Source organism: Rhodococcus sp. MEB064 (genome assembly GCF_000834565.1).
GTDB lineage: Bacteria > Actinomycetota > Actinomycetes > Mycobacteriales > Mycobacteriaceae > Rhodococcoides.
Genome location: NZ_JXQS01000058.1, coordinates 154,635 through 179,397, shown reverse-complemented (window position 1 = coordinate 179,397; position 24,763 = coordinate 154,635). Strand labels below are relative to the sequence as shown.

Below are 24,763 nucleotides of genomic sequence, written 5' to 3'. Positions count from 1 at the left end.
GGATCAACTACTTGGTCCGCTCAACCTGCGTCCCCCCTCGTTCATTCCCTACACGGCCTCGACATGCTCGTCGAACCAGTCGAGGGTCCGCGACCAGGCGTCGTGAGCGGCGCGCTCGTTGTAGACGGCGGGGCGGTCGTTGCAGTGGAAACCGTGCTCCGCATCGGGGTATCGCGCGATCCGGGTGTCCACCGGTGCATCGGCGATCGCGGCGTTCAGCGCGTCGACGTCGTCCACCGGGATGCCGGTGTCGAGATCGCCGAAGAAGCCGTGCCACGGCGTACGGAGCGAGGTCGCGCCGTCGAGAAGCGCCGGGTATCCGAAGCGTCCTTCACGGATTCCGCCGCCGTAGAACGTCGCCGCGCCGCCGAGGGGCCTGCGCACCGCCGTCTCGTACGCGACGGTCCCGCCCATACAGAATCCGACGATCGCGCACCCGCTCGGACCGAACCCGTAGCCGGCGAGCTCGTCGATCGCCGCGTCGACGTCCTGATCGATCTCCTCGGCCTTCAGCTGTCCGATCAGGTTCATCGCCGTCGGCATGTCGTCGTACGCCAGGACGGCGTCACCGGTGCGGTGGAAGAGGTGGGGAGCGACGGCGACCCACCCTGCCGAGGCGAAACGACCGCAGACCTCGGCGATGTGGTCGGTGACCCCGAACGCTTCCTGGATGACGACGACGCCGCCACGGATCGGACCTTCGGGGACACGAGTGGTGAAAGTGATTGCCATGGTTCCACTACATCACGACTGCATGAGGGAGAGATGTGTGAAACATGCGTGACGGGGAATACCGGGCTGCCGGGGGATCACGCGCAGGAGGCGGTCATGACATCGACACTGAAGAAGACGGAGACGTCGGAGATCTCGGTGGGATCGAGGGTGCGGACACGGCATTCCGTGGACCGCTCGGGAGATCGTGAGACCTGGCCCCTCGAGGGCGGGGTGATCGTCGAGGACTTCGCGGCCTACGTCGAGCCGGCATCGGTGAACCGCGACTGGGCCGTCGCGCACCGGTGGGCCGTCGCTCTGGACAACGGATGCCTGGTCTTCCGCGACACGGCGGAACTGGAGACCGAGAACTCCGAGAAATCAACGGGGAAGCAGTAGCACCAGCACGTCCACGCCGGCGATCATGATCGCCGCGCGGAACGGGGTGCGGCCGTGCCCCGTCGTCGCCACGGCGGCCAGACCCAGGACGAGAATCAGCGCGACCGTTCCGATCGCCGCATGGGTTCCTCCTCGTGCGAAGATCCCGCTTCCCCAGAGCCCGACGACCGACGCCACCAGCAGAACCGCAGCGGCGAGGGGTGCGACCGCGCGCTCGGGCAACCGATGAGCCAGCCCGCGGACACCCGTGGCGGTGTCGTCGGCGATGTCGGGAAGAACGTTCACCAGATGGGCGCCGAAACCCAGCAGTGCGCCGACCGCCACCATCCAGGCCGGCGGCATCGCGTCGGACACCGCCAGCCCGACGACGACGGGAACCGAGCCGAACGCCACCGTGTACGGCAGCCACGACACCGGAGTCGACTTGAGACCCATGTTGTAGGCGATCGCCGACCCCACGCCCACCACCAGGTGGACGATGCCGGGGACCACCCCGAGCAGCAGTGAGAACGCAACACAGACGATTCCGGAAACGGCCACGCATCGGCGGACGGTGGTCGTCGCCACGACGCCCTGCGCCACCGGCTTGTCGACGCGGCCCGACGCCGCGTCCCGCGGTGCGTCGATGAGGTCGTTGGTCCATCCGACGATCAACTGTCCGCTGAGAACGGCGACGAGTATCGCGAGGAACAGACCCGGCGACGGCGGCCCGAGGCTGAGGGCCAGGAGGCCGACGAACACCGTCACCGCAGCACCGGGACCCGGATGCGAGGCGACGATCAGTGCAGAGAGACGACCCATCTCCGGCTTGTACCCGTTTCGGGCACTCAACTTGCGCGGGCGTCCTCGAGCTCGGCGGTGCGGTGTCGTCGAGCGTCCTCGAGCACGGTCAGCCGACCGAACGCGGTGCGTGCCTGCATCTGCTGGTGTGTGACGGTCAGCTGGGTGCGCGCACGTCCCAGGAACGTCCACGCCCAGTTGAACACCGTGGTCAGACGGCTCTTGAAGCCGACGATGTAGACGAGGTGGACGGCCAACCACATCACCCACGCCAGGAAGCCGGTGATCTTCACGGGACCGACCTGGGCGACGGCCGAGAACCGCGTCACGGTGGCCATGCTGCCCTTGTCGCGGTACCGGAACGCCGCACGCTCGGGGCGCGGCGCCCCCTTCGCGTCTGCCTTCACCTCGGCGGTGATGGTCCGAGCCGCATACCGTCCGCCCTGGATGGCCACCTGGGCGACGCCGGGGAGCTTGTCGCGCGCCATCATGTCGCCCACGACGAAGACTTCGGGATGTCCGGGCAGAGTAAGGTCGGCCTCCACGAGCACGCGGCCGGCACGATCGACCTCGGCGCCCGACTTCTGCGCCAGCATCGCGGCGAGGGGACTGGCCGAGACGCCCGCGGACCACACCTTGCACGTGGCCTCGATGCGGCGCTCGGTGCCGTCGCTGTCGCGGACGGACAGTCCGTCGGCATCCACATCCGTCACGGAGGCGCCCAGCTGGACGTCGACGCCGACCTTCTCGAGCCGTCGTCGAGCGTTCTCGCCCAACGAATCGGCGAAGGGCGGCAACACCTTCGGGGCAGCGTCGAGGAGAATGACGCGTGCGTCGCGGCTGTCGATCGTGCGGAACGTGCCGGCGAGGGTGCGACGGGAGAGTTCGGCGATCTGTCCCGCCATCTCGACGCCGGTAGGTCCGGCTCCGACGACCACGAACGTCAGCAGACGTGCGCGCTCCTCAGGATCGCTGGTCAGCTCGGCGGCGTCGAACGCGCTCATGATGCGACTGCGGAGCTCGAGCGCATCGTCCAACGTCTTCATGCCGGGAGCGAACTCCGCGAAGTGGTCGTTGCCGAAGTAGGACTGTCCGGCACCCGCGGCGACGACGAGACTGTCGTACGGGGTCACGGTGACGCGGCCCCGGTGGACGGAGACGAGCGTGCGAGCTTCCAGATCGACGTCGGTGACGTCGCCGAGGACAACTGCCGCGTTGCTCTGGTCCTTGAGGATCAACCGGGTCGACGGGGCGATCTCGCCCTCGGAGAGGATGCCGGTGGCCACCTGGTAGAGCAGCGGCTGGAACAGATGGTGATCCGTCCGCGCCACGAGTGTGACGTCGACATCGGAACGTCGAAGGGCCTTCGCCGCGAACAGCCCACCGAATCCGGAGCCGACGACGACGACGCGGTGCGGGGCAGTGTTGGTGGTCACCAGTACCCGTTCCTCTCGCTACAAGTGGCCGACCTGCGGGTCCGCCGACGACGGGGTTTGTCGCCTGTGACCCAGACCATACACGCCGCGCTCGATTTGTCAGAACAAACTGGTGGAACAGCACGAACGCCTACGATTCGAGCATGGATCGACCCGTGGTCACTCTCGAGAACGCCGACGCCGTCTACGACTACTACCGCGACCATCAGCAGAATCGACGGGTGGCGAGACTGGCCTACGGTGCGCTGGCCGGACGCTTCCGTCCGCGGGTGCGATACGGCGACGGAGCGCGGGAGCGACTGCGAAGCCTGATCTACGACGACACGCGGCTGATCATCGCCGTCAACCACGTGAGCGAGACCGACCCGTACACCGTGGCGGCCGCAGCGTGGTCCAGTGCACTGCGGCCCGTGATCGGTCGCACGCGGGTACTGGCGAAGGACGAGTTGTTCGTCGAGACGGAGCCGACGGGACGTAAACGCGTCATTGCCGAGCGGACGTCGCAGCGTCGCCGGATCGAGATGATGGGCGGCATCCCGGTGTTCCGCAGCCGCGATCACGGACTGCGGGCCGTATCCCGGGCCGGTAGCCAGATGATGGATCTGTGCGCCGAGAGGCTCAGCCGTGGTGACGATCTCGCGATCTTCCCCGAAGGCACGTGCAACGACGGTGACCCTGCCGTACTGCAGCACGTCGGCAGCGGAGTCGGGCACATCATCGCCAGGGCCAGATCCCGTGGTGTCGAGCCGAAGCTGGTCGTGATGGGTCTGCACTACGGCCCTCCGCCCGGCAAGTACCGCTCGGCGAGCGTGCACATCGACGTCCCGGAGATCGACCTGCCGGACAAGCCGGTGTCCATCTCACGGACCGTCGCCGAGTACCTCCAGGTCGCCGTGGAGCTGTCCGTTCGTCAATACTGATCGGTGTCCGACTCGACCGGATTGTTCTGTACTGCAACGTTGTTCACCGACGGTCAATCCGGTGTCCATTCGTCGTGTTCCTGACGTCGAGGTGACGGGAGCAGCGTCGATGACATGGTGGAGAGCGCACGCAACCCGGCCGGGGAGATCGTCGACACGGGGGTTCCCGCCCACATCGCGGCACAGGCATCGATGGCCGAGCAGCACGACTGGCACCTGAGCAATCTCCGTCGCCATCGGGTGTCCCGACGCAACTTCCTCGTGGGCGCTGCCGCCGTCGCTGCAGCCGCCGGGGTGGGAAACCCCGGATGGAACCGCGTCGCCTACGCGCAGGACGCGCCGCTGACCGTGGGCGGACGGCACCTCTCCTTCGGCTCCGACGCCGCGACGCAGCTGCGATTCTCTGCGCAGCTCTCCCGCAATCCCGGACTCACCGGGGTGTTCCTGGACCACGGTCCGACCCCGGCGCTCGGCGCGACGACGTCGGCCGAGGTGCGCAACCTGGTGAGCCAGGTGCCGCGATCCGACGGCGGCATCCTGGCAGCCGAGCAGTTCTACGTGCACGTTCCGGTGGACGGCCTCACACCTCGTCTTCCGCACTACTACCGGTGGCGCACCGCAGACGGCTACGTCAGCGACGTCCGCAGTGCCGCACCGGCTCTGCCGCCCGGACGGCTCGCACCGTTCCGATTCACGATGATGGGAGATCAAGGCGTCGACGAGACGCCGACGCAGCCTCCCGGCCTGAAGCCCGGCGACTACGACGATCTGTACTACAAGCCCGACAACGAGCCGTCGGCCAAGCACGCCGCGAACATCGTGCGCCAGATCGCGGCATCGCGGCCCGACTTCCACATCCTCGCGGGCGACATCGCCTACGCGGACCCGTCGGGACAGGGCCGCACTCCCCGCTTCGTACCCAGCGGCGGCACCGTCGACAAGGTCTTCGACAAGTTCAACCCGTACGTCTGGGACGGTTACCTCGCGGCGATCGAGCCGAGCGCGGCGTCCACGCCCTGGCTCTTCGCGACCGGAAACCACGACATGGAGGCGCTGTACGGGTCGAACGGATACGGCGGGCACGCAGCACGATTGGATCAACCCGACAACGGTCCCGCCGGCTGCCCGTCGGTCTACTCGTTCGTCCACGGCAACGTCGCCGTGCTCTCGCTCGACGCCAACGACGTGTCGAACGAGATCCGCGCGAACACCGGGTACAGCGGCGGACGTCAGACGGGCTGGGTGGAGTCGACCCTGGCGCGCTACCGAGCCGATCCGGCCGTCGACTTCATCGTGTGCTTCTTCCACCACTGCGCGTACTCGACGACCAAGGACCACGCGAGCGACGGCGGTGTCCGTAACGCCTGGGCGGGGCTCTTCGACCGCTATCACGTCGATGTGGTGCTGCAGGCGCACAACCACGTGTTCGAGCGGTCCGACCCGATCCGCGGCGGGTCGCCCACGCGGGTCGCGGGCGACCGCTCCGAGGTCAGCTCCGTCTCCGACGGCACCGTGTACTACACCGTGGGCGGCGGCGGCCGTCCGCGCTACGGATTCCAGGACGGTGAGCCGGAGAGCTACCGCGGGCACGAGGTCGCGGACACGTCGGTGCCCAACAGCTATGTCGTCGCTGCCGACGGGACCAAGGTTCCCGAGTCCCTGACGTGGTCACGCGTGCGTTTCCGCAACTACTCGTTCGTCCGCGCGGACATGACGCCGGGCGTTCCCGGCATCACGCCCAGCCGACTGCGCATCGCCGCCGTCGACGAGTACGGACGGGAGTTCGACGAGGTGACGTTCCGACGGGACCTGCCGCTCGCGTTCGGCAGCTAGCTGCCGGCCATGTCACCTTCGGCAGCTAGCTGCCGGCGATGTTCACCATCCAGGCGATGCCGAACCTGTCGGTGAGCATTCCGAAGTAGTCGCCCCACGGCGCCTTCTCGAGCGGCACGCCGGGGGTACTGCCCTCGGCGAGCGCATCCCAGTAGCCGCGGAGCTCGGCCTCGTCGTCGCCGCTGAGCGACACCGTGCCGTTGACGCTGACCTCCATCGACAATGGGGTGTCCGCACCCATCAGGGTGAAGCCGTTCGGTGTCTCGAGCTGCGAGTGCATGACGTTGTTCTGCTCGGAGTCCTCGACGGGCATGCCGGACTCGCCGAACGTCGAGACGGTGAGCGTGCCGCCGAACACGGTTCGGTAGAACTCCATGGCGTCCTTCGCGGAGTCGCGGAACGACAGGTAGGGGTTGAGCCGAGTGGTCATGGTCGAGCCTCTTTCTCGAGCGGGGGTGGTCCGCCGACTCCTGTGACTTGATAGAAAGAGTGGGAGCCGCGGGGTTTCGGGGCCGAGATGAGAAAGAGGGTAGTCGTGAGCGAGCAGGTCAAGACAGCAATCGTCACGGGAAGTGCGCGAGGAATCGGCGCCGCCATCGCCCGCCGTCTCGCGTCGGACGGATTCGGTGTCGCCGTCGTCGATCTCGACGAGGCGGCCTGTGCCGGAACGGTCGACGCCATCACCGCCGCGGGCGGTCAGGCCATCGGCATCGGCGCGAACGTCGCGGACGAGGAGTCGGTGAAGTCCGCCGTCGAGCGCATCGCCACGGACTTCGGCGCCCCCACCGTGCTGGTGAACAACGCCGGCATCCTGCGCGACAACCTTCTGTTCAAGATGTCGGTCGACGACTGGGACGCCGTCCTCGGCGTGCACCTGCGCGGCTCGTTCCTGATGTCCCGCGAGGTGCAGAAGCACCAGGTCGAGGCCAAGTGGGGACGCATCGTCAACCTGTCGTCGACATCCGCTCTGGGTAACCGCGGACAGGCCAACTACGCGGCGGCGAAGGCCGGCATGCAGGGCTTCACCAAGACACTCGCCATCGAACTGGGTCGCTACAACGTCACCGTCAACGCCATCGCGCCCGGGTTCATCGAGACCGAGATGACCGCGGCCACCGCGGAGCGCGTCGGCGTGCCGTTCGAGGACTTCAAGAAGGGTGCCGCGTCGCAGATCCCGGTCAACCGGATCGGTCAGCCCGAGGACATCGCTCACACCGCGTCGTTCTTCTGCAGCGAGGGTGCCGGGTTCGTCTCCGGCCAGGTCGTCTACGTCGCCGGCGGTCCCAAGGACTGACGATGCGGCTGCTCCTGCTGTCCGACACCCACGTCCCCACCCGCGCGCGGGATCTCCCCGTCGCGGTGTGGGAGGCGGTCGACGCCGCCGATCTGGTGGTGCACGCAGGCGACTGGATGGAACCGTCGTTGCTGGAGGCCCTCCTGGAGCGGTCTCGCGACCTTCTCGCATGCTGGGGCAACAACGACGGCGACGACGTCAGGTCCCGGTTGCCGGAGATCGCTCGGCGCACGGTGGAGGGGGTCCGGATCGCCGTGACTCACGAGACCGGGGCGAAGACGGGACGGGAGAGACGAATGGACGCGGCATTCCCGGACACCGACCTCCTGGTGTTCGGGCACAGTCACATTCCGTGGGACACGCTGTCCGACAACGGGATGCGGCTTCTCAACCCCGGATCGCCGACCGACCGGCGTCGGCAACCGCACTGCACCTACATGACCCTGACACTTGCCGACGGCGTGATCGGCGACGTCGACCTGGTGCGGCTGTGACGCGCGTCGACGCGTGGACCTGGTCGGTGCGACTGTTCAAGACGCGGTCCGCGGCAGCCTCGGCGTGCCGAGGTGGGCATGTGAAGATCAACGGGACCGCGGCGAAGCCGGCCCAACACGTGGTACCGGGTGACGAGGTACGTATCCGCGCGGGCGGCTTCGAGAAGATCGTCGAGGTCACTCAGCTCGTGAACAAGCGAGTGGGAGCCCCGGCCGCGGTGGCCTGCTACATCGACCGCAGCCCACCCCCGCCGCCGCGAGAGGTGCTCGCCGCCCTACCCGTGCGTGATCGTGGGGCAGGGCGACCGACCAAACGCGACCGGCGGGAAATCGACAAACTGCGGGGGTGACTCGGGTGATCAGCGCAGCAGTGCCCGCGACATGACGACGCGCTGGATCTGGTTGGTGCCCTCGTAGATCTGCGTGATCTTCGCGTCGCGCATCATGCGCTCGACGGGGAAGTCGCGGGTGTAGCCGGCGCCGCCGAAGAGCTGGACCGCGTCGGTGGTCACCTTCATGGCGACATCGGACGCGAAGCACTTGGACGCAGCGGAGATGAAACCGAGGTTCTTCTCGCCGCGTTCGGCGCGAGCGGCTGCCGAGTACACCATGAGGCGGGCCGCTTCGATCTCCATCGCCATGTCGGCGAGCATGAACTCGACGCCCTGGAACGTACTGATGGCCTTGCCGAACTGCTTGCGGTCCTTGGTGTACGCGATGGCTGCGTCGAGAGCGCCCTGCGCGATGCCGACGGCCTGAGCGCCGATGGTGGGGCGCGTGTGGTCGAGCGTCGCGAGTGCCGTCTTGAAGCCGGTGCCGGGCTCACCGATGATGCGGTCTCCGGGGATGCGGCAGTTCTCGAAGTACAGCTCGCGGGTGGGGCTGCCCTTGATGCCGAGCTTGCGCTCCTTCGCGCCGACGGAGAAGCCTTCGTCGTCCTTGTGCACCATGAACGCCGAGATGCCGTTGGCCTTCTTCTCGGGATCGGTCACCGCCATGACGGTGTACCAGGACGATGCGCCGGCGTTCGTGATCCACGCCTTCGAGCCGTTGAGGATCCAGTCGTCGCCGTCCGCCTTGGCGCGGGTCTTCATACCGGCGGCATCGGATCCGGCTTCACGCTCGGACAGTCCGTAGGACGCCATCTCACCCTCGGCGATGGACGGCAGCACCTTCTGCTTGAGCTCCTCGCCGCCGCTGAGGATCAGGCCCATGGTGCCGAGCTTGTTCACGGCAGGGATCAGCGAGGAGGAACCGCATACGCGCGCGACTTCCTCGATCACCATGCAGGCTGCGACCGAGTCGGCTCCCTGGCCGCCGTACTCCTCGGGGATGTGCAATGCGTTGAAGCCGGAGGCGTTGAGAGCCTTCAATGCCTCGTCGGGGAAACGCTCCTGCTCGTCGACCTCGGTGGCGTACGGCGCGATCTCCTTCTCGGAGAGTGCGCGGATGGCCTCGCGGAGCTCGTTGTGCTCGTCGGAGAGCTGGAACAGGTCGAAGCTGGGGTTCCCGGCCATGAAGAGTCCGTTCGTTGTGGGGAAGGGATCGTGGCACGCAGTGTCACGGAATGTGGCCAGCGTACCGGACCCGAGTGCCGATGACCATGGCCGATTGGCACTTGGTGTCACCGGTCACGTGTGGGTGCTCCGGACCCGTACCGTCCGTCCCTTATTCTGGTGGTCGTGCACCACCAGGCGACGACCCGTGCGCCGGGTGCCCGGGCAGTCGGCGCGCGCAGGCCGGGCCACCGCGTCGATCTGGACGGTCTCCGCGGGCTGGCGATCGCCCTCGTGGTCGTCTTCCACATCTGGTTCGGCAGGGTCTCGGGCGGTGTCGACGTCTTCCTCGTCCTGTCCGGCTTCTTCTTCACGTCGATGGTGCTGCGCCGCGTCGAGCGAGCCGACGGTCCGGTCCTGCGGCCCCTCGTCGTCCGCACCGCCCGACGCCTGTACCCCGCGGCGGTGGTGGTGTTCGGCGCGGTGGCCCTCTGGACCCTGTGGGACCGACCCTTCACGATGTGGGACGCGACGACGCGGCAGCTCCTCGCGTCGCTGGCGTACGTCCAGAACTGGGAGCTCGCGCGGACCGCGTCCGACTACGCGGCGGCCGATCTGTCGGTCAGTCCGCTCCAGCACCTGTGGTCGATGTCCGTGCAGGTGCAGTTCTACGTCGGTGTCACGGCCGTGGTGTTCCTCGTCGCCGCGGCGTGCCGACGGTGTGGTCGTCGGGACCTGACCACACCGGTGCTGGTGTCGGTGCTCGCGGTCGCCGCCGCGGTGTCGTTCGCCTATGCGGCCGACATCGGCCGCACCCACCAGGGGTGGGCCTACTACGACACCGGGGCGCGGACGTGGGAACTCGCGGTCGGTGCGATCGGCGGGCTGGTGATCGGTCGAGTGGTGCTGCCGGCCGCGCTACGTGCCGCGGCCGCCGTCGTCGGACTCGCCGCACTGGTGGGCTGTGGGTTCCTCGTCGACGGTGCGGCGCAGTTCCCCGGACCTGCCGCGCTGGTGCCCGTCGGGGCCGCGATGCTGCTGGTGGTCGCCGGTGCGGGTGCTCCCGAGTCCCGAGCACCGGCCGTGACCCGCGCTCTCGAATCCCGCCCACTGCAGTTCCTCGGCTCCATCGCCTACCCGCTGTACCTGTGGCACTGGCCGATCCTCATCGCGGTGCTCGGTACCGGGCACTCGGTGACCGTGGTGACGGGATCCGCCGTGGTGGTGGTCTCGATCGCCCTGGCCGTCGCCACGCGCTCGTGGGTGGAGGAGCCGGTGCACCGTCGGGGCGCGGGCCGCGGCGTCCTCACCGCCCTGGTGACCGTCGGAGCGATCGGCCTCGCCGCCGCGAGCGCGACCTGGCAGGGCTACCTCGATCGAGCGACGGCCCAGCCGACCGCCGACGTGAGCTCCGACGATCGCTACCCGGGGGCGCTCGCACTTGTCGACGGTGTGCCCGTGCCGGACGCTCCGATGCGACCCACCGTGCTCGATGCGGACCTGGACCTGCCGCAGTCGACGCTGGACGGCTGCATCGCGGACATGACGCAGCGCGAGGTGACCTCGTGCGTGTACGGCGATCCCGACGCGACGCGCACCCTTGCCCTGGCCGGCGGATCGCACGCCGAGCACTGGCTCCCCGCCCTCGACCGGATCGGCCGGGACCGCGGGTTCGCCGTGGTGACCTACCTCAAGATGGGGTGCCCGCTCGACATCGGCGAGCCGCTCCTGGTGGATCTGCCCTACCCGGACTGCCGGGACTGGTCCTCGGACGTGCTCGACATCCTCGCGTCGGACCGCCCCGACTGGGTGTTCACCACCTCGACGCGGCCGAGCCCCACGGAGTTCGGCGACGTCACGCCCGACGCGTACCTCGACGTCTGGGCACGCTTCTCCGCGCTCGCTCTTCCCGTCGTGGCCGTGCGGGACACTCCGTGGCTCAGCAGGGAGGGCGTCCCGTATCGCGCTGCGGACTGCCTTGCCGACGGCGGCGACAGCGAGTCCTGCGGACTGCCGCGCAGTGAGGTCCTGTCCGAGATCGATCCGGCCCGCGCCGCGTCGCTGCCGTTCCCCTCGGTGGTTCCCGTCGACTTCTCCGATGCGGTCTGCGGTCCCGACGTGTGTCGCGTCGTCGAGGGAAACGTGCTGGTCTACCACGATTCCCACCACCTGTCGGCGACGTACGTCCGGTCGCTCGTGCCGGTGATCGACAGCACGCTCGGCGAGGTCACGGGGTGGTGGTGAGACCGTCCCCGAAGTGCTGTGCGAGCAGGGTCGTGACGTCGGCGACCGACGTCCCCGGCGGCAACACGAGTGCGGTGGGCCGGTCACCCGCGGTGTCGGTGACGAACCGCCGCTTCACCGCCCCGAGGGCGCGCCGCACGTCCTCGACCTCGAGTCGTGCCCCGTCGCGCAGCCATGTGCGCAGCAGGTAGTTGTGCGTCGCGGTGACCGCTGCGGCGAACTGCACCAGGGAGAGCGGATCCTCCCCGGGTGCCCCGCGGCGCAGTGTGTCGACGAAGACGCGTTCGTACCGCAGCACCATGACCAGTTCGCGCTCGCGCAGCGCGGGCACCGTCTGCAGGACGCGATAGCGCCGGCGAGTGGTGTCGGGTGTGCCCGCGAACCGGGCGAACACGCGCGCGGCGGCCTCGCACACGGCGTCGTGCGGGTCGAGGTCGGTCGTCCCCAGGAAGTCCTGCACGTGGGCGAGGGTTGCGTCGTGGTCGACGAAGACCACGTCCTCCTTCGACCGGAACTGGCGGAAGAACGTGCGCCGCGACAAGCCGGCGCTCTCCGCGATCTGGTCGACGGTGGTCGCCTCGTACCCCTTGCTCTCGAACAGGTCGAGCGCTGCACGCATCACGTCGAGGCGGAACTGCGCATCGTCCGATTCGCGCGGTTCCTCGTGGGCGGCCATGGCCTCACGGTAGCGTGAACGTTCCCTACCGTGAAGGACGGCGACAGTGGCGTTGGTGATGGGTGTCGATTCGTCCACCCAGTCGTGCAAGATCGTTGTTCGAGATGCCGATTCGGGCGAGATGGTGCGCCAGGGGCGCGCTGCCCACCCCGACGGGACGGAGATCGATCCGCAGCGATGGTCCGACGCGCTGGACGCGGCGCTCGCGGATGCCGGCGGGATGGACGGGGTCGACGCGGTCTCCGTCGGAGCCCAACAGCACGGCATGATCTGCCTGGACGAGGACGGCGGTGTGGTCCGACCGGCGTTGCTGTGGAACGACACTCGGTCCGCACGGTCCGCTCGCGACCTGGTCGACGAGCTGGGTGGCGGCCAGGCGTGGGCAGATGCCGTCGGCGTCGTCCCGGTCGCGGCAATCACCGCATCGAAACTGCGCTGGTTGGCCGACCACGAGCCGGACAATGCGAATCGCACTGCAGCCGTCTGCCTTCCGCACGACTGGTTGTCGTGGCGCCTCGGTGGAGCTCGCGGCCTCGACGCTCTCGCGACCGACCGGGGCGACGCCAGCGGCACCGGCTACTTCTCGGCCGCGACCGACGAGTACCGCGTCGACCTGCTCGGCCTGGCGCTGCGCGGGCGTGACCCCCACGTGCCGACGGTGATGCAACCGTCCGCCCGGATCGGGACCACGTCGTCCGGCGCGGCGATCGGGCCCGGAACGGGCGACAACGCCGCTGCCGCACTGGCTCTGGGTGCCGGAGAGGGCGATCTGGTGGTGTCCGTGGGGACGTCCGGGGTGGTGTCCGCCGTCTCCACGGTGGCCCCGCGCGACCCGTCGGGACTGGTCGCGGGCTTCGCCGACGCCACCGGGCGCCAACTGCCGTTGGTGTGCACACTGAATGCGGCGCGCGTGTTGGACGCCGCCGCGCGTCTGCTCGGCGTCGACCACGACGAACTGTCGCGGCTCGCGCTGTCCACGGACAGCGACGGCCTCGTCATGGTGCCGTATCTGGAAGGGGAACGGACACCGAACCGACCGGACGCGAGCGGCGCGATCCACGGACTGCGACTGCACAATTCGACGCCCGGACATCTCGCCCGCGCTGCGGTCGAGGGACTCCTGTGCAGCCTGGCCGACGGTATCGATCACCTGATCGAGCAGGGGGCGTCGGTCTCGAGAGTGCTGCTCGTCGGGGGAGGTGCCAAGTCCGAGGCGGTGCGCGTTCTCGCTCCGGCGATCTTCGGAATGCCCGTCGACGTGCCCCCCGCCGGCGAGTACGTGGCGGACGGTGCCGCGCGGCAAGCCGCATGGGTTCTCTCGGGTGCGGCCGAGCCGCCGGTCTGGGCTGCGTCGGACATCCCTCGGTTCGAGGCCGATCCGACACCGTCGGTCAGGTCGCGCTACGCCGAGGTGCGCGACCTGACCGAGGGGGCCGGGTAGCTCACCGACCCGACGCCGACGCTCCCTCCTGTGCGTGCGTCATGGCGGCCAGGTGCATCTCGTCGACGGTCGCCGAGTCGGGTGTGTAGTCGACGCGGTCCGACTTCGCCAGGACACCCTCCATGTGGGCGATGTAGGCCATCTGCATGATCTCGGTCGGCTCGTCCGCGAACAGCTGGGCGTAGGCGTCCTGACGAGCGTCGCCGGTGCGCTGGTTCGCCGCGGCGATCTCGGCATCGAACTCCGGTGTCCCGTAGGCACTCTGGAAGCCGTCGCTGGTGAAGTACTGGTCGACGGTGAACGCGGAGTCACCTGCCTGGTTGCCGTGCTGGATCACCAGCAGGTACGGACCGGAGTCGGCAGGGAAGGGCCGCTCCTGGTACTGCGACGTGCCTGCCGAGTCCATCATCTCGATCGAGATGTTCATGCCCAGTTCGGACAGCGCATTCTGCACGACCTCGAGTGTCTCGTTCACCTTCGGGAACTGGCCGGTGCGGCCGATCAACCGAATCTTCGCATCCACCGGTACACCGTCCGCCCGGGCCTCGTCGAGCAACGCGCGCGCCTTGTCGGTGTCGTACGGCCATGCTTCGAGTTCGTCGTTGTAGCCGACGACTCCCGGTGAGACCAACTGTGCGGCAGGCCGGCCCAGATCGCGGAAGAGCGCATGCACGATTCCGTTGCGATTGATCGAGTAGTTGATCGCCTGCCGAACCCGGATGTCGTCGAGCGGCGGTTCCTCGACCTGGATCCGAACCGCCGTGGTCTCGTTGTTCGGGTAGGCCACTCCCAGGTCACCTGCCCCGTCCTCGGGCCCGATACCGGTGGCGATGTCGGCCTCGTCGCCGGACACCATCGACGCTCGGATGCTTCCTTCGCTGCGCCACTGGTAGACGGCTCTCGCGAAGTCCGGACGCGGTCCCCAGTAACGATCGTTGCGCACCAGGGTCAGTCGCTGGCCGTACTCCCAGGTGTCCAGCGCGAAGGGGCCGGTGCCGACGGGCTCACGCTCGCGCTCGGTGAAGCTCGCCGTCCGCGGAACCATCTCGACGAAGGAGATGCGTAGCGGAAGAATCGGATCGGGAGCCGGTGCCGCCACCGTGAGAGTGAGGGGATCGATGACGGTCACGGTCAGATCGGCGTCTCCGAAGACGTATCCCTCGACGTTGCAGCCGATGTCGGAGTTCACGGTGCGCTCGATCGAGTGAGCGGCATCCGCGGCTTCGAAGGGTCGGCCGTCACTGAACGTCACGCCGGGATGCAACCGGAAGGTCCACTCGCGGTCGGAGTTCTGCTCCCACGTGTCGGCGAGTTTGGGTTCGAGTCCACCGGTGGTGGGGTTGCGCTCCATCAACGGCTCGGTGATGTTCGAGCGGGTGACCACACCGATCGACGTCTGGGAGACATCGCACGCCTCGAGCGTGGGGGGCTCCTGACTCAGGACGATGCGCAGGGTGTCGGGGTCGGTCGACGAGCTGCGGTCGGTGTTCGCGACGGAGCAGCCCGACGCGGCGAGGGCGAGGGTGAGCGCGCCGGCGACCACCGCCGAGGTTCGGTTCCGTGGTGCAGGGCTCATGTCGACCTCCGGAGATGTTGTGACGGTGGACACAACGTAGGAGCGGCGATGCGCATCGTCAACGGCGTACCGAGACCGTTATGGAGCCGTTCTCGACCCCTGGTGTCGGATGCGCACGTCGCCCACCTGCGCCGATGTCGAGTCGTCGCCTTCCGATGACCGGACTATCACGAGCGCATGCTGTTTCGGCATCGACCGATACCGATTCGGTGCGATACCGCCCCCCCGAGACCGATACCTGGAGGGCATCGAAGGATGCATGAAAGGACCTGGACGTGCATCGGCCATGGGCTTACCGTGTGAGCGCGACCACACACTCGACGAGGAGCCCACAGTGACCGATACGCGAGAGATCTCCGACCGCACTCCCACCAGGCCGACCAGCGGACTCACCGCGCCCGATGCGGCACTGCGTGCTCTCGCGGCCGGTTCGGCGACGATCGATCGCATCGAAGACGTGACTCTGCGCTCGATCGTGCTCCCGCTGTCCACGCCGATCAGTGACGCGAAAGTCCTGACGGGCCGACAGAAGCCGATGACGGAGGTGGTGTTCCTCTTCGTCGAGATCCGGACGGAGCAGGGACACTCAGGAATCGGGTTCAGCTACTCCAAGCGCGCCGGTGGTCCGGCGCAGTTCGCGCACGCGAAGGAGATCGCGCCCGTCCTGATCGGACAGGACCCCAGCGATATAGGCAAGATCTGGACGTCGCTGACGTGGGCGGGTGCCTCCGTGGGCCGCAGTGGTGTTGCGACACAGGCGATCGCCGCCATCGACATCGCGCTGTGGGACCTCAAGGCCAAGCGAGCGGGGCTCCCGTTGGCCAAACTGATCGGGTCCACCCGCGATTCGGTCCAGACGTACAACACGTCCGGCGGATTTCTCCACACTCCGATCGGTGAGGTGCTCGACAACGCCACGGCGTCACTCGCGGCCGGGATCGGCGGCATCAAACTCAAGGTGGGTCAGCCGGATTGGCGCCAGGACATCGCCCGCGTGACAGCGGTGCGCGAACATCTCGGCGACGACGTGCCGCTGATGGTCGACGCGAACCAGCAGTGGGATCGTCCGACCGCGACTCGCATGTGCCGCATCCTCGAGCAGTTCGATCTGGTGTGGATCGAGGAGCCGCTCGACGCCTACGACGCCGAGGGACACGCGATGCTGGCGCGCACCTTCGACACGTCCATCGCCACCGGTGAGATGCTGGCCAGTGTCGGCGAGCACGTCCGCCTGATCGAGGCCGGGTCCGTCGACATCATCCAACCCGATGCTCCGCGCATCGGCGGCATCACCCAGTTCCTGAAGCTCACGGGTCTGGCGGAGCACCACGGATTGCAGATGGCTCCCCATTTCGCGATGGAGATTCACCTGCATCTGGCGGCGGTCTACCCGCTGCAGACCTGGGTGGAGCACTTCGACTGGTTGGATCCGCTGTTCGAGGAGCACCTCGAGACTCGCGACGGCCGGATGCACCTGTCCGATCGACCGGGGTTGGGCTTCACCCTGAGCGAGCGGGCACATGCCTGGACCGTCGGGACGGCTTCGTTCCGCTGATACCCGGCCATCAGGCGAGCAGGTCCTGCACCGTCGCCCGCGCACCCCGCGCGTGCAGAGAGTCCAGCGCCGACACGTAGGCGTCGACGAAGCGCCCGTCGTCCACGAGGTTGCCGAACAGCTCGCGATTCTGCACGAACGCGGTGCGGTCCTCGCCCTGCCGGCGAGCCAGCGGGGTCAGAGTGTCCTTCAACCTGTCGACTATCTCGATGGGCTCGCCCTGCTCGTCGACACCCTCGGCGTACCGTGCCCAACTCGCGACGACCGCCGCCGACAGGGCAACGGGGCCACCGGATTCGAGATTGCTCCGGATCACCGGCACCAGCCACTTCGGAATGCGGTCCGACGACTCCGCGCACAGTCGAGCGACGGTGTCGCGGATCTCGGGGTTGGAGAACCTCTCGATCAGCGTCTTCTTGTAGTCGGCGAGGTCGATGCCGGGAACCGGCTGCAGCGTGGGCGTTGCTTCCTCGTCCATGTAGCGCAGCAGGAAGTCGGCGAAGAGAGGGTCCTGCGCCACGTCGTGGACCAAGCGGTATCCGCTGAGATAGCCGACGTAGCAGAGCGCTTGGTGGCTGGCGTTGAGCAACCGGAGCTTCATCAGCTCGTACGGGGTGACGTCGTCGACCACCTGGACGCCGACATCCTCGAATCGGGGTCGACCCAGCGTGAACCGATCTTCCAGCGCCCACTGCGTGAACGGCTCCGCCGCGACGGGCCACTGATCGTCGATGCCGTAGCGCGACGCCAACTGCTCCACGACGTCGGGCGTCGTCACGGGCGTGATGCGGTCGACCATCGAGTTGGGAAACTGCGCGTTCTCGGTGATCCAGTGCGCCAGGTCGGGGTCCTTCAGTGCGGCGAACGCGGTGAACGTCGAGCGGGCGATGTGCCCGTTGCCCTCGATGTTGTCGCACGACATGATCGTGAACGGTGCGAGACCACGGTCCTTGCGCCGCGAGAGCGCCTCGCACACCAGCCCGAACGTCGTCGTCGGTACGGACCCGGGTTCCAGATCTGCTCTCACAGCTGGGTTCTCGGCGTCGAACTCGCCCGTGGTCGCCGAGAAGTTGTAACCCCCCTCGGTGACGGTGAGCGAGACGATGCGGGTGTCCTCGTGGGCGAGCTTCTCGATCACGGCCTCGGGATCGTCCGGCGCGAACAGGTACTCGGTGATGGATCCGATGACGGAGGTGTCCCACGAGCCGTCGGAATGCCGCAGCGCCAGCGTGTACAGGCAGTCCTGGGCGTCCATGACGTCCTTCATCCGACGATCGCCGGGGAGCACCCCGACACCGCAGATCCCCCACCGCGCGGCCGACTCGAAGTCGGTGCGCAGCAAGCGGTCCACGTACATCGCCTGATGCGCCCGATGGAACCCACCGACCCCGACATGCACGATTCCGGTGGTGATCGCGGAACGATCGTAGGACGGCGCATCGACGTCGCTCGGGAGCTGGTCGAGCGTGGCGGTGGACAACTTCACGACAGTGTCTCCTGACTGGGGGTCACGGTGACGACAGCCTTGATGCTGCCGTCGGTGCGGTCGTGGTTCAGAGCATCCTCGACGTGCGCGAGGTCGAAGTGCGCGGTGACCATGCTGTCCAGGTCGACGCGCCCTGTCCGCACGAGTTCCAGTGCAGTGGGCCAGGTATCGGCGTATCGGAAGACGCCGGTGACCCAGAGTTCACGGTTCTGGATCACCGAGACGGGTATCGGATACTCGTCGCCGCCCATCCCCACGAGGACTACTCTGCCCGCGGGACGCACGGCGCGCATGCCGTCCTGCACGGCCCGAGGCGCACCGGAGGCGTCGATGAACGCGTCCACGTCGAGGTCGTGCACCGATTCGGTGGTGGGGTCCAGGACCCGCGTCGCACCGTAGCGCGCGGCACTCTCGCGTCGGCTCGGCGAGATGTCGGACACGATGATGTCGGTCGCTCCGAACGCTCGCGAGACCTGGGCGGTGAGAAGTCCGACGGGACCCGCCCCGGCGATCAGCACGCGCGATCCCCCGGTGATACCGGCCTTCCGTGCCGTCGCTATCGCCACGGACAGCGGCTCGAACAGAGCGGCGGCGTCGTCGGAGACCGAGTCCGGTACATCGTGGGCGAAGGTGCTGCCGATGCTCACGTACTCGCTCAGCGCGCCGTCGACGGGCGGTGTCGCGTAGAACTCCATGTGGGGACACAGGTTGTAGTGGCCTGATCTGCTCTCGCGACTGTCCGGATCCGGACGCTGCGGCTCGACGGACACCCGTGAACCGATCCTCTTCTCGGACACACCCTCACCCACCGCGACGATCACGCCCGATGCCTCGTGGCCGAGCACCAGCGGCGAGGACACGACGAAGTCGCCGATGCGTCCCTCGCGGTAGTAGTGAGTGTCCGATCCGCAGACTCCGACCGCGGACACGCGGACCAGGACGTCGCCGGATCGGGGCGTCGGAACGGGCCGATTCTCGGTGACGATGCGTCCCGGCTCGGTGAGAACTGCGGCACTCATGGAACTGACTGTTGTGTGGATCACACCTGAATGTTAGCTTAAGTGAGCAGATGAACAACAGGTGAGCAGATGCTCACCCTCACTTGGGAGACGACGACGTGACTACGCCGAATGCCAGCGACGAGCTCCGGCTCGCCCTGCGCGCGGCAACGATGTACCACCTCGACGGTGCTACCCAGGCGCAGATCGCGGCCAAGCTCGGAGTCTCGCGCCCCACGGCGGGTCGCCTGGTCGCCAAGGCTCGCGCCAACGGGTTGGTCCGCATCGAGATCCACGTACCCGAGGAGATCAGCGGGTCCGTGCACACCGACCTCGAGCGCCGGCTCGAGGAGAAGTACGGGCTGGACGAGGCGCTGGTGGTCACGTCGAACATCGACGACGGCGGCGGACGGTACGACGCGGTGGGTCGCGCAGCCGCCGGCGTGCTCACCCGACGGGTGCAGCCCGACCACACCGTCGGGTTCACCTGGGGCCCGGAAACCGTGGCGGTGGCTCAGGCGCTGTCCTCGCGGGGAAGCCGGTGCTCGCTGGTGGTCCAACTCGACGGATCGATGAGCGCCGCGGAATACCAGACCGGTGTGGACTTCGTTCTCGGTCGATGCGCGGAGCAGCTCCAGGCTGCCACGATGCGTCTCAACGCCCCGCTCTACGCAGATCCGGCGACAGTGGTTGCCCTGCAGAACGACTCGATCATGTCCCGCGCCCTCGAGGCGGGGCGTTCGGCAGATCTGATGTTCTTCGGACTGGGGCCGGTGTCCACGTCGACCACTCTGTTCGAGGGCAGTTTTCTAGAGCAGGCCGAGTTGACCGAACTCGATCACCTCGGGGCCGTCGGCGAGATCGGCGGACGATTCTTCGACGAGAACGGCGCGGACATCGAGGGCAGCCTCGGTGCACGCACCATGTCGGTTCCGCTCGACGACATCCGGCGGTGCGCCAACACCCTTCTGATCTCCGGCGGAGCACGCAAACACGCCGCCGTCCGGGCCGCTCTGCGCGGCCGTCTCGCCACCGTGCTGGTGACCGACATCGCGTGCGCCGCCTACCTACTCGGCTAGCACGCACACTCCACAGGAATCGAGGTAGTACCGACGTGACGTCACGATTGACACCACTCGTCGCGCTTGTCGCCACCACCGCACTGGTGGCGACGGGATGCGCAGGGGCGGGCTCGTTCGGGGGCGACGGTGGGGGAAAGACGATCACCGTCGCCATCGTGTCCAACTCGCAGATGTCCGACGCCATCTCTCTGGCGCCGGAATTCGAAGCGGACAACCCCGGCATCGACCTGAAGTTCGTCTCCCTGTCGGAGAACGAGGCGCGCGCCAAGATCACGGCCTCGGTGGCCACCGGCGGCGGTGAGTTCGACGTGGTCATGATCAGCAACTACGAGACCCCGCAATGGGCCGAGAACGGCTGGTTGACCAACCTCTCCGAGTACGCGCAGGACACACCGGGATACGACGAGGCCGACTTCATCCCGTCCCTGAAGGAGTCCCTCTCCTACGAGGGCAGCATGTATTCGGTGCCGTTCTACGGTGAGTCGTCGTTCCTGATGTACCGCAAGGATCTGATGGAGGCGGCCGGCATCACGATGCCGGAGGAGCCCACCTGGCAGCAGGTCGCCGACGCCGCCGCGAAGCTCGACACGCCCGGTGTCTCCGGTATCTGCCTCCGAGGCAAGCCCGGCTGGGGCGAGGTCCTGGCCCCTCTGGACACCGTCATCAACGCTTTCGGTGGCCGCTGGTACGACGAGAACTGGAACGCGCAGCTGACCAGTCCACAGGTCGAGGAAGCGGTGCAGTTCTACGTCGATCTGGTCCGCACCCACGGGCAGGCAGGCGCGGCGACCAGTGGGTTCAGTGAGTGCGGAACGCAACTGGCGCAGGGCAACACAGCAATGTGGTACGACGCCACTTCGGCAGTGTCCGTGCTCGAGGATCCCACGTCGAGCACCGTCGTCGGCAAGATCGGGTACGCCAAGGCGCCGTCCGCGGCCAAGGGTGACAACGGATGGCTCTACTCGTGGGCGCTCGGTATCCCGAAGACCTCCGAGAATCCCGACGACGCGTGGAAGTTCGTGTCCTGGATGACGAACAAGGAGTACCTGAACAAGGTCGGCAACGAACTCGGATGGGAGCGCGTCCCGCCGGGAAGTCGGTTGTCCACGTACGAGATCCCCGAGTACGAGAAGGCGTCGGCCGCGTTCGGTCAGGTGACGCTGGACTCGATCAACGGCGCCGACCCGAACAAGCCCACGGTCGACCCCGTGCCCTACACCGGGGTGCAGTTCCTCACCATTCCCGAGTTCCAGGACCTGGGAACCCGTGTCAGTCAACAGATCAGCGCCGCGATCGCCGGACAGATCAGTGTCCAGGACGCACTCGCCCAGGCGCAGCAGTACGCCGAAGTGGTCGGTAAGACCTACCAGGAGGACGAGTGATGACCGCTACCGATGTCGATTCGCCGCGAACGGAGTCCGCGCCGGTCGTCCGGCGTGAACGGACGATCAGCAAGGCGGAGGGATGGCGCCGCCGTGGACCACTGCTCCCGGCCATGGTGTTCGCCATCGTCGTCACGCAGATTCCGTTCCTCTTCACGCTGTACTACTCGACGCAGTCGTGGAACCTGGTGCGACCGGGCTCCCGAGAGTTCAACTGGCTGAACAACTACGTCGACGTGTTCCGCGACAGCCAGTTCCGTCAGGTTGCCCTCAACACGGTGATCATGATCGTCGGCACGGTCATCATCTCGGTGGTGCTGGGTCTGCTGCTGGCACTGCTGCTCGACCGGAAGTTCATCGGCCGCAGCCTGGTCCGCACCCTGCTGATCACGCCGTTCCTCATCACCCCGGTCGCCGGCGCGTTGATCTGGAAGACCACGATGTTCGATCCCGTCTTCGGCCTCATCAACTTCGCCCTGAGTCCGTTCGGGGTGGACCAGATCGACTGGGTCTCCCGCTTCCCCCTGGCGGCCGTCATGACCAACCTGGTGTGGCAGTGGACCCCGTTCATGATGCTGCTGATACTCGCCGGCCTGCAGTCGATGCCGAAGGACATCGCCGAGGCAGCCCGTGTCGACGGCGCCGGCCCGTTCGCACTCTTCCGCGAGCTGACGTTGCCGCACCTGCGTCGATTCATCGAACTGGGTGCCGTCCTGGGCGCGATCTACCTGATCAACACCTTCGACGCGGTCTACATGATGACCTCCGGCGGACCCGGCGTGGCGTCGTCGAACCTGCCCTTCTACATCTACCAACGAGCCTTCCTCGGCTTCGACATCGGCCAGGCCGCGGCCATGGGCGTCGTCACCGTGGTGGCCACCATCGTCGTCAGCACCCTGGCGCTGCGACTGATCTTCAAGAGCTTCAGTGGGAACGAGGAGGCGGCGTGATGACTACCGGAACCGTGGAGAAAGCGCCCGTCACCCGGAAGGCTCGGTGGGGCACGGGCTCGATCTGGTCCTTCGTCGCCTGGGTCGCCGGCATCGCCTTCTTCTTCCCTGTCCTGTGGATGGTGATCACCGGGTTCAAGCAGGAAGCCGACGCCTACACCGCCACACCGAAGATCTTCTTCACCCCGACGCTCGACCAGTACCGCGGAGTTCTCGACAGCGGCATCGGCACCACGCTGCTCAACTCGGCCTTCGCCACCATCGTCTCGACGGCTCTCGTTCTGCTGCTGGGAGTTCCGGCCGCGTTCGCGTTGTCGCTGCGGCCGGTGAAGAAGACGCAGGACGTGCTGTTCTTCTTCATCTCCACCAAGATGCTCCCCGTCGTCGCGGCCATCGTTCCGCTCTACGTGATCGTCGGCGACATCGGTCTGCTGGACAACATCTGGGCCCTGATCATCCTGTACACGGCGATGAACCTCCCGATCGCGGTGTGGATGATGCGCTCGTTCTTCCTCGAGGTGCCGAGCGAACTGCTCGAGGCCGCGAGCATGGACGGTGCCTCGCTGTGGACGTCGGTGCGGGAGGTCATCCTGCCCCTGGTCTCTCCCGGAATCGCGGCGACGTCGCTCATCTGCGTGATCTTCTCGTGGAACGAATTCTTCTTCGCCGTCAACCTCACCGCCGTCCAGGCACAGACCATTCCGGTCTACCTCGTCGGCTTCATCACCGGCCAAGGCCTGTACTGGGCCCAGCTGTCCGCCGCTGCGACGTTCGCAGCCCTCCCCGTCGTCCTCGCCGGATGGTTCGCGCAGAACAAGCTCGTGCGCGGATTGTCCTTCGGCGCAATCAAGTAGGAGAAGAACCATGGCTGCAATCTCGTACAAGCAAGCATCGTGCATCTACGACGGCGCCGACAAGTTGGCGGTGGACTCCCTCGACCTCGACATCCAGGACGGTGAGTTCATCGTCCTGGTCGGACCGTCCGGCTCCGGCAAGTCGACCGCGCTGCGGATGCTGGCCGGCCTCGAGGAGATCGACGGTGGCGCCATCGAGATCGGGGGGAAGAACATGGTCGGGGTGCCGTCCAAGGACCGCGACATCGCGATGGTGTTCCAGAACTACGCGCTCTACCCCAACAAGACCGTCGGCGAGAACATGGGCTTCGCCCTCAAGATGCGCGGCGTGAGCCTCGAGGAGCGCACGAAGCGAGTCAAGGACGCTGCCGATCTGCTCGACCTCACCGAATACCTGGACCGCAAGCCCGGCAAGCTCTCCGGTGGTCAACGCCAGCGCGTGGCCATGGGACGCGCCATCGTGCGCGAGCCGCAGGTGTTCTGCATGGACGAGCCGCTGTCCAACCTCGACGCCAAGCTACGCGTGCAGACGCGCACCCAGATCGCGGCACTCCAGCGGCGACTCGGCACCACCACCGTCTACGTCACCCACGACCAGGTGGAGGCGATGACGATGGGTGACCGGGTGGCGATCCTCAAAGACGGGAAGCTGCAGCAGTTCGCCTCGCCCACCGAGCTGTACGACCACCCGATCAACGCGTTCGTCGCCGGCTTCATCGGCTCGCCCGCGATGAATCTGTTCACGGTGCCCGTCGCGACGGGCGGACTGAAGGTCGGGGACCGCACCATCGCCCTCGAACGCGACCAGCTCACAGCCATCGCGGCGGCCGGCCTCGACGAGGTCACGCTGGGTCTGCGCCCCGAGCAGCTCGCCATCGGATCCGCGGACGACGACGGACTGGTGGTCACGGTGGATCTGGTCGAGGAACTGGGCAACGAGAGTTACCTGTACGCCAGCTTCGGCGACACACGAATTCGCTCCTCGGACGGCACTCCGGCCACGATCGTGGCACGCTCACCTCGGAGGGCTCCTGCGAAGATCGGCGAGACCGTCACGCTGACCAAGCAGGAGGGCACGGCGTACCTGTTCCATCCGGAAACAGGGTTGCGCCTGACTGCCTGACGTACCAGGGGGATAGACCCGGGTGTGGGAACG

General features: G+C 67.3%; 23 protein-coding genes. 14 read left to right on the top strand and 9 right to left on the bottom strand.

What is annotated here, in order from left to right:
- Positions 1-48: 48 nt before the first annotated feature.
- Positions 49-732, bottom strand: a complete 684-nt coding sequence (locus RU01_RS19460) for a dienelactone hydrolase family protein (RefSeq protein ID WP_042576218.1) — start codon at positions 730-732, stop codon at positions 49-51.
- 96 nt (positions 733-828) lie between these two features.
- On the opposite strand from RU01_RS19460, the gene RU01_RS19455 reads away from it, so the two are divergent.
- A complete protein-coding gene (locus RU01_RS19455) occupies positions 829-1,110 on the top strand; it encodes a hypothetical protein (protein WP_042576363.1) in 282 nt (93 codons plus the stop codon).
- On the opposite strand, the gene RU01_RS19450 is transcribed toward RU01_RS19455, so the two are convergent.
- Both RU01_RS19450 and RU01_RS19445 read right to left on the bottom strand, forming a co-directional pair.
- A complete protein-coding gene (locus RU01_RS19450; protein WP_042576217.1) occupies positions 1,093-1,911 on the bottom strand; it encodes a UbiA family prenyltransferase in 819 nt (272 codons plus the stop codon). The genes RU01_RS19455 and RU01_RS19450 overlap by 18 nt on opposite strands.
- 26 nt (positions 1,912-1,937) lie before the next feature.
- Positions 1,938-3,326, bottom strand: a complete 1,389-nt coding sequence (locus tag RU01_RS19445) for an NAD(P)/FAD-dependent oxidoreductase (protein WP_042576216.1) — start codon at positions 3,324-3,326, stop codon at positions 1,938-1,940.
- A gap of 143 nt (positions 3,327-3,469) precedes the next feature.
- Between RU01_RS19445 and RU01_RS19440 the strand changes: the two genes are divergently transcribed.
- A complete protein-coding gene (locus tag RU01_RS19440; RefSeq protein WP_042576215.1) occupies positions 3,470-4,246 on the top strand; it encodes a lysophospholipid acyltransferase family protein in 777 nt (258 codons plus the stop codon).
- 114 nt (positions 4,247-4,360) lie between these two features.
- Positions 4,361-6,079 (top strand): metallophosphoesterase family protein, encoded by a 1,719-nt coding sequence (locus RU01_RS19435; RefSeq protein ID WP_042576214.1) that lies wholly within the window; start codon positions 4,361-4,363, stop codon positions 6,077-6,079.
- A 25-nt stretch (positions 6,080-6,104) separates the two neighbouring features.
- Here RU01_RS19435 and RU01_RS19430 read toward each other — a convergent pair whose 3' ends face one another.
- The gene (locus RU01_RS19430) at positions 6,105-6,509 is read right to left on the bottom strand and encodes a VOC family protein (protein WP_042576213.1); all 405 of its coding nucleotides are present in this window, start codon (positions 6,507-6,509) and stop codon (positions 6,105-6,107) included.
- An 87-nt stretch (positions 6,510-6,596) separates the two neighbouring features.
- On the opposite strand from RU01_RS19430, the gene RU01_RS19425 reads away from it, so the two are divergent.
- The 3 genes from RU01_RS19425 to RU01_RS19415 are packed head-to-tail and all read left to right on the top strand — an operon-like array spanning position 6,597 to position 8,217.
- Positions 6,597-7,373 (top strand): SDR family oxidoreductase, encoded by a 777-nt coding sequence (locus RU01_RS19425; protein WP_442970563.1) that lies wholly within the window; start codon positions 6,597-6,599, stop codon positions 7,371-7,373.
- A 2-nt stretch (positions 7,374-7,375) separates the two neighbouring features.
- On the top strand, positions 7,376-7,867 hold the full coding sequence (locus RU01_RS19420) for a metallophosphoesterase family protein (RefSeq protein ID WP_042576211.1): 492 nt from the start codon (positions 7,376-7,378) through the stop codon (positions 7,865-7,867).
- Complete coding sequence (locus RU01_RS19415) at positions 7,864-8,217, top strand: RNA-binding S4 domain-containing protein (RefSeq protein ID WP_042576210.1); 354 nt, start codon at positions 7,864-7,866, stop codon at positions 8,215-8,217. The genes RU01_RS19420 and RU01_RS19415 overlap by 4 nt, the downstream gene beginning before the upstream one ends.
- A 9-nt stretch (positions 8,218-8,226) precedes the next feature.
- Here RU01_RS19415 and RU01_RS19410 read toward each other — a convergent pair whose 3' ends face one another.
- On the bottom strand, positions 8,227-9,384 hold the full coding sequence (locus RU01_RS19410; protein ID WP_042576209.1) for an acyl-CoA dehydrogenase: 1,158 nt from the start codon (positions 9,382-9,384) through the stop codon (positions 8,227-8,229).
- A gap of 165 nt (positions 9,385-9,549) precedes the next feature.
- Here RU01_RS19410 and RU01_RS19405 point away from each other — a divergent pair, with 165 nt between their 5' ends.
- Positions 9,550-11,607, top strand: a complete 2,058-nt coding sequence (locus RU01_RS19405) for an acyltransferase family protein (protein WP_042576362.1) — start codon at positions 9,550-9,552, stop codon at positions 11,605-11,607.
- Here the strand turns inward: RU01_RS19405 and RU01_RS19400 are convergent.
- The gene (locus RU01_RS19400) at positions 11,591-12,283 is read right to left on the bottom strand and encodes a TetR family transcriptional regulator (RefSeq protein WP_042576208.1); all 693 of its coding nucleotides are present in this window, start codon (positions 12,281-12,283) and stop codon (positions 11,591-11,593) included. The genes RU01_RS19405 and RU01_RS19400 overlap by 17 nt on opposite strands.
- A gap of 46 nt (positions 12,284-12,329) precedes the next feature.
- Between RU01_RS19400 and RU01_RS19395 the strand changes: the two genes are divergently transcribed.
- The gene (locus RU01_RS19395) at positions 12,330-13,724 is read left to right on the top strand and encodes an FGGY family carbohydrate kinase (RefSeq protein ID WP_042576207.1); all 1,395 of its coding nucleotides are present in this window, start codon (positions 12,330-12,332) and stop codon (positions 13,722-13,724) included.
- Position 13,725: 1 nt separating this feature from the next.
- Here RU01_RS19395 and RU01_RS19390 read toward each other — a convergent pair whose 3' ends face one another.
- On the bottom strand, positions 13,726-15,300 hold the full coding sequence (locus RU01_RS19390; RefSeq protein WP_042576361.1) for an ABC transporter substrate-binding protein: 1,575 nt from the start codon (positions 15,298-15,300) through the stop codon (positions 13,726-13,728).
- A 409-nt stretch (positions 15,301-15,709) separates the two neighbouring features.
- Here RU01_RS19390 and RU01_RS19385 point away from each other — a divergent pair, with 409 nt between their 5' ends.
- A complete protein-coding gene (locus RU01_RS19385; RefSeq protein WP_231568785.1) occupies positions 15,710-16,855 on the top strand; it encodes an L-talarate/galactarate dehydratase in 1,146 nt (381 codons plus the stop codon).
- 10 nt (positions 16,856-16,865) lie between these two features.
- On the opposite strand, the gene RU01_RS19380 is transcribed toward RU01_RS19385, so the two are convergent.
- Complete coding sequence (locus tag RU01_RS19380; protein ID WP_042576205.1) at positions 16,866-18,341, bottom strand: mannitol dehydrogenase family protein; 1,476 nt, start codon at positions 18,339-18,341, stop codon at positions 16,866-16,868.
- Positions 18,338-19,360: an NAD(P)-dependent alcohol dehydrogenase gene (locus tag RU01_RS19375; RefSeq protein WP_042576204.1), complete on the bottom strand. Its 1,023-nt coding sequence runs from the start codon at positions 19,358-19,360 to the stop codon at positions 18,338-18,340. The genes RU01_RS19380 and RU01_RS19375 overlap by 4 nt, the downstream gene beginning before the upstream one ends.
- A 98-nt stretch (positions 19,361-19,458) precedes the next feature.
- Here RU01_RS19375 and RU01_RS19370 point away from each other — a divergent pair, with 98 nt between their 5' ends.
- Genes RU01_RS19370 through RU01_RS19350 form a run of 5 tightly spaced genes read left to right on the top strand, consistent with a single transcriptional unit; the run spans position 19,459 to position 24,730 of the window.
- A complete protein-coding gene (locus tag RU01_RS19370) occupies positions 19,459-20,418 on the top strand; it encodes a sugar-binding transcriptional regulator (protein ID WP_056074051.1) in 960 nt (319 codons plus the stop codon).
- 35 nt (positions 20,419-20,453) lie between these two features.
- On the top strand, positions 20,454-21,803 hold the full coding sequence (locus RU01_RS19365; RefSeq protein WP_042576202.1) for an ABC transporter substrate-binding protein: 1,350 nt from the start codon (positions 20,454-20,456) through the stop codon (positions 21,801-21,803).
- Positions 21,803-22,753, top strand: a complete 951-nt coding sequence (locus tag RU01_RS19360; RefSeq protein ID WP_042576201.1) for a carbohydrate ABC transporter permease — start codon at positions 21,803-21,805, stop codon at positions 22,751-22,753. The genes RU01_RS19365 and RU01_RS19360 overlap by 1 nt, the downstream gene beginning before the upstream one ends.
- Entirely contained in the window at positions 22,753-23,607 is an 855-nt protein-coding gene (locus RU01_RS19355) for a carbohydrate ABC transporter permease (RefSeq protein ID WP_042576200.1), read from the top strand. The genes RU01_RS19360 and RU01_RS19355 overlap by 1 nt, the downstream gene beginning before the upstream one ends.
- A 10-nt stretch (positions 23,608-23,617) precedes the next feature.
- Positions 23,618-24,730 (top strand): ABC transporter ATP-binding protein, encoded by a 1,113-nt coding sequence (locus tag RU01_RS19350; RefSeq protein ID WP_042576199.1) that lies wholly within the window; start codon positions 23,618-23,620, stop codon positions 24,728-24,730.
- Positions 24,731-24,763: the final 33 nt, after the last annotated feature.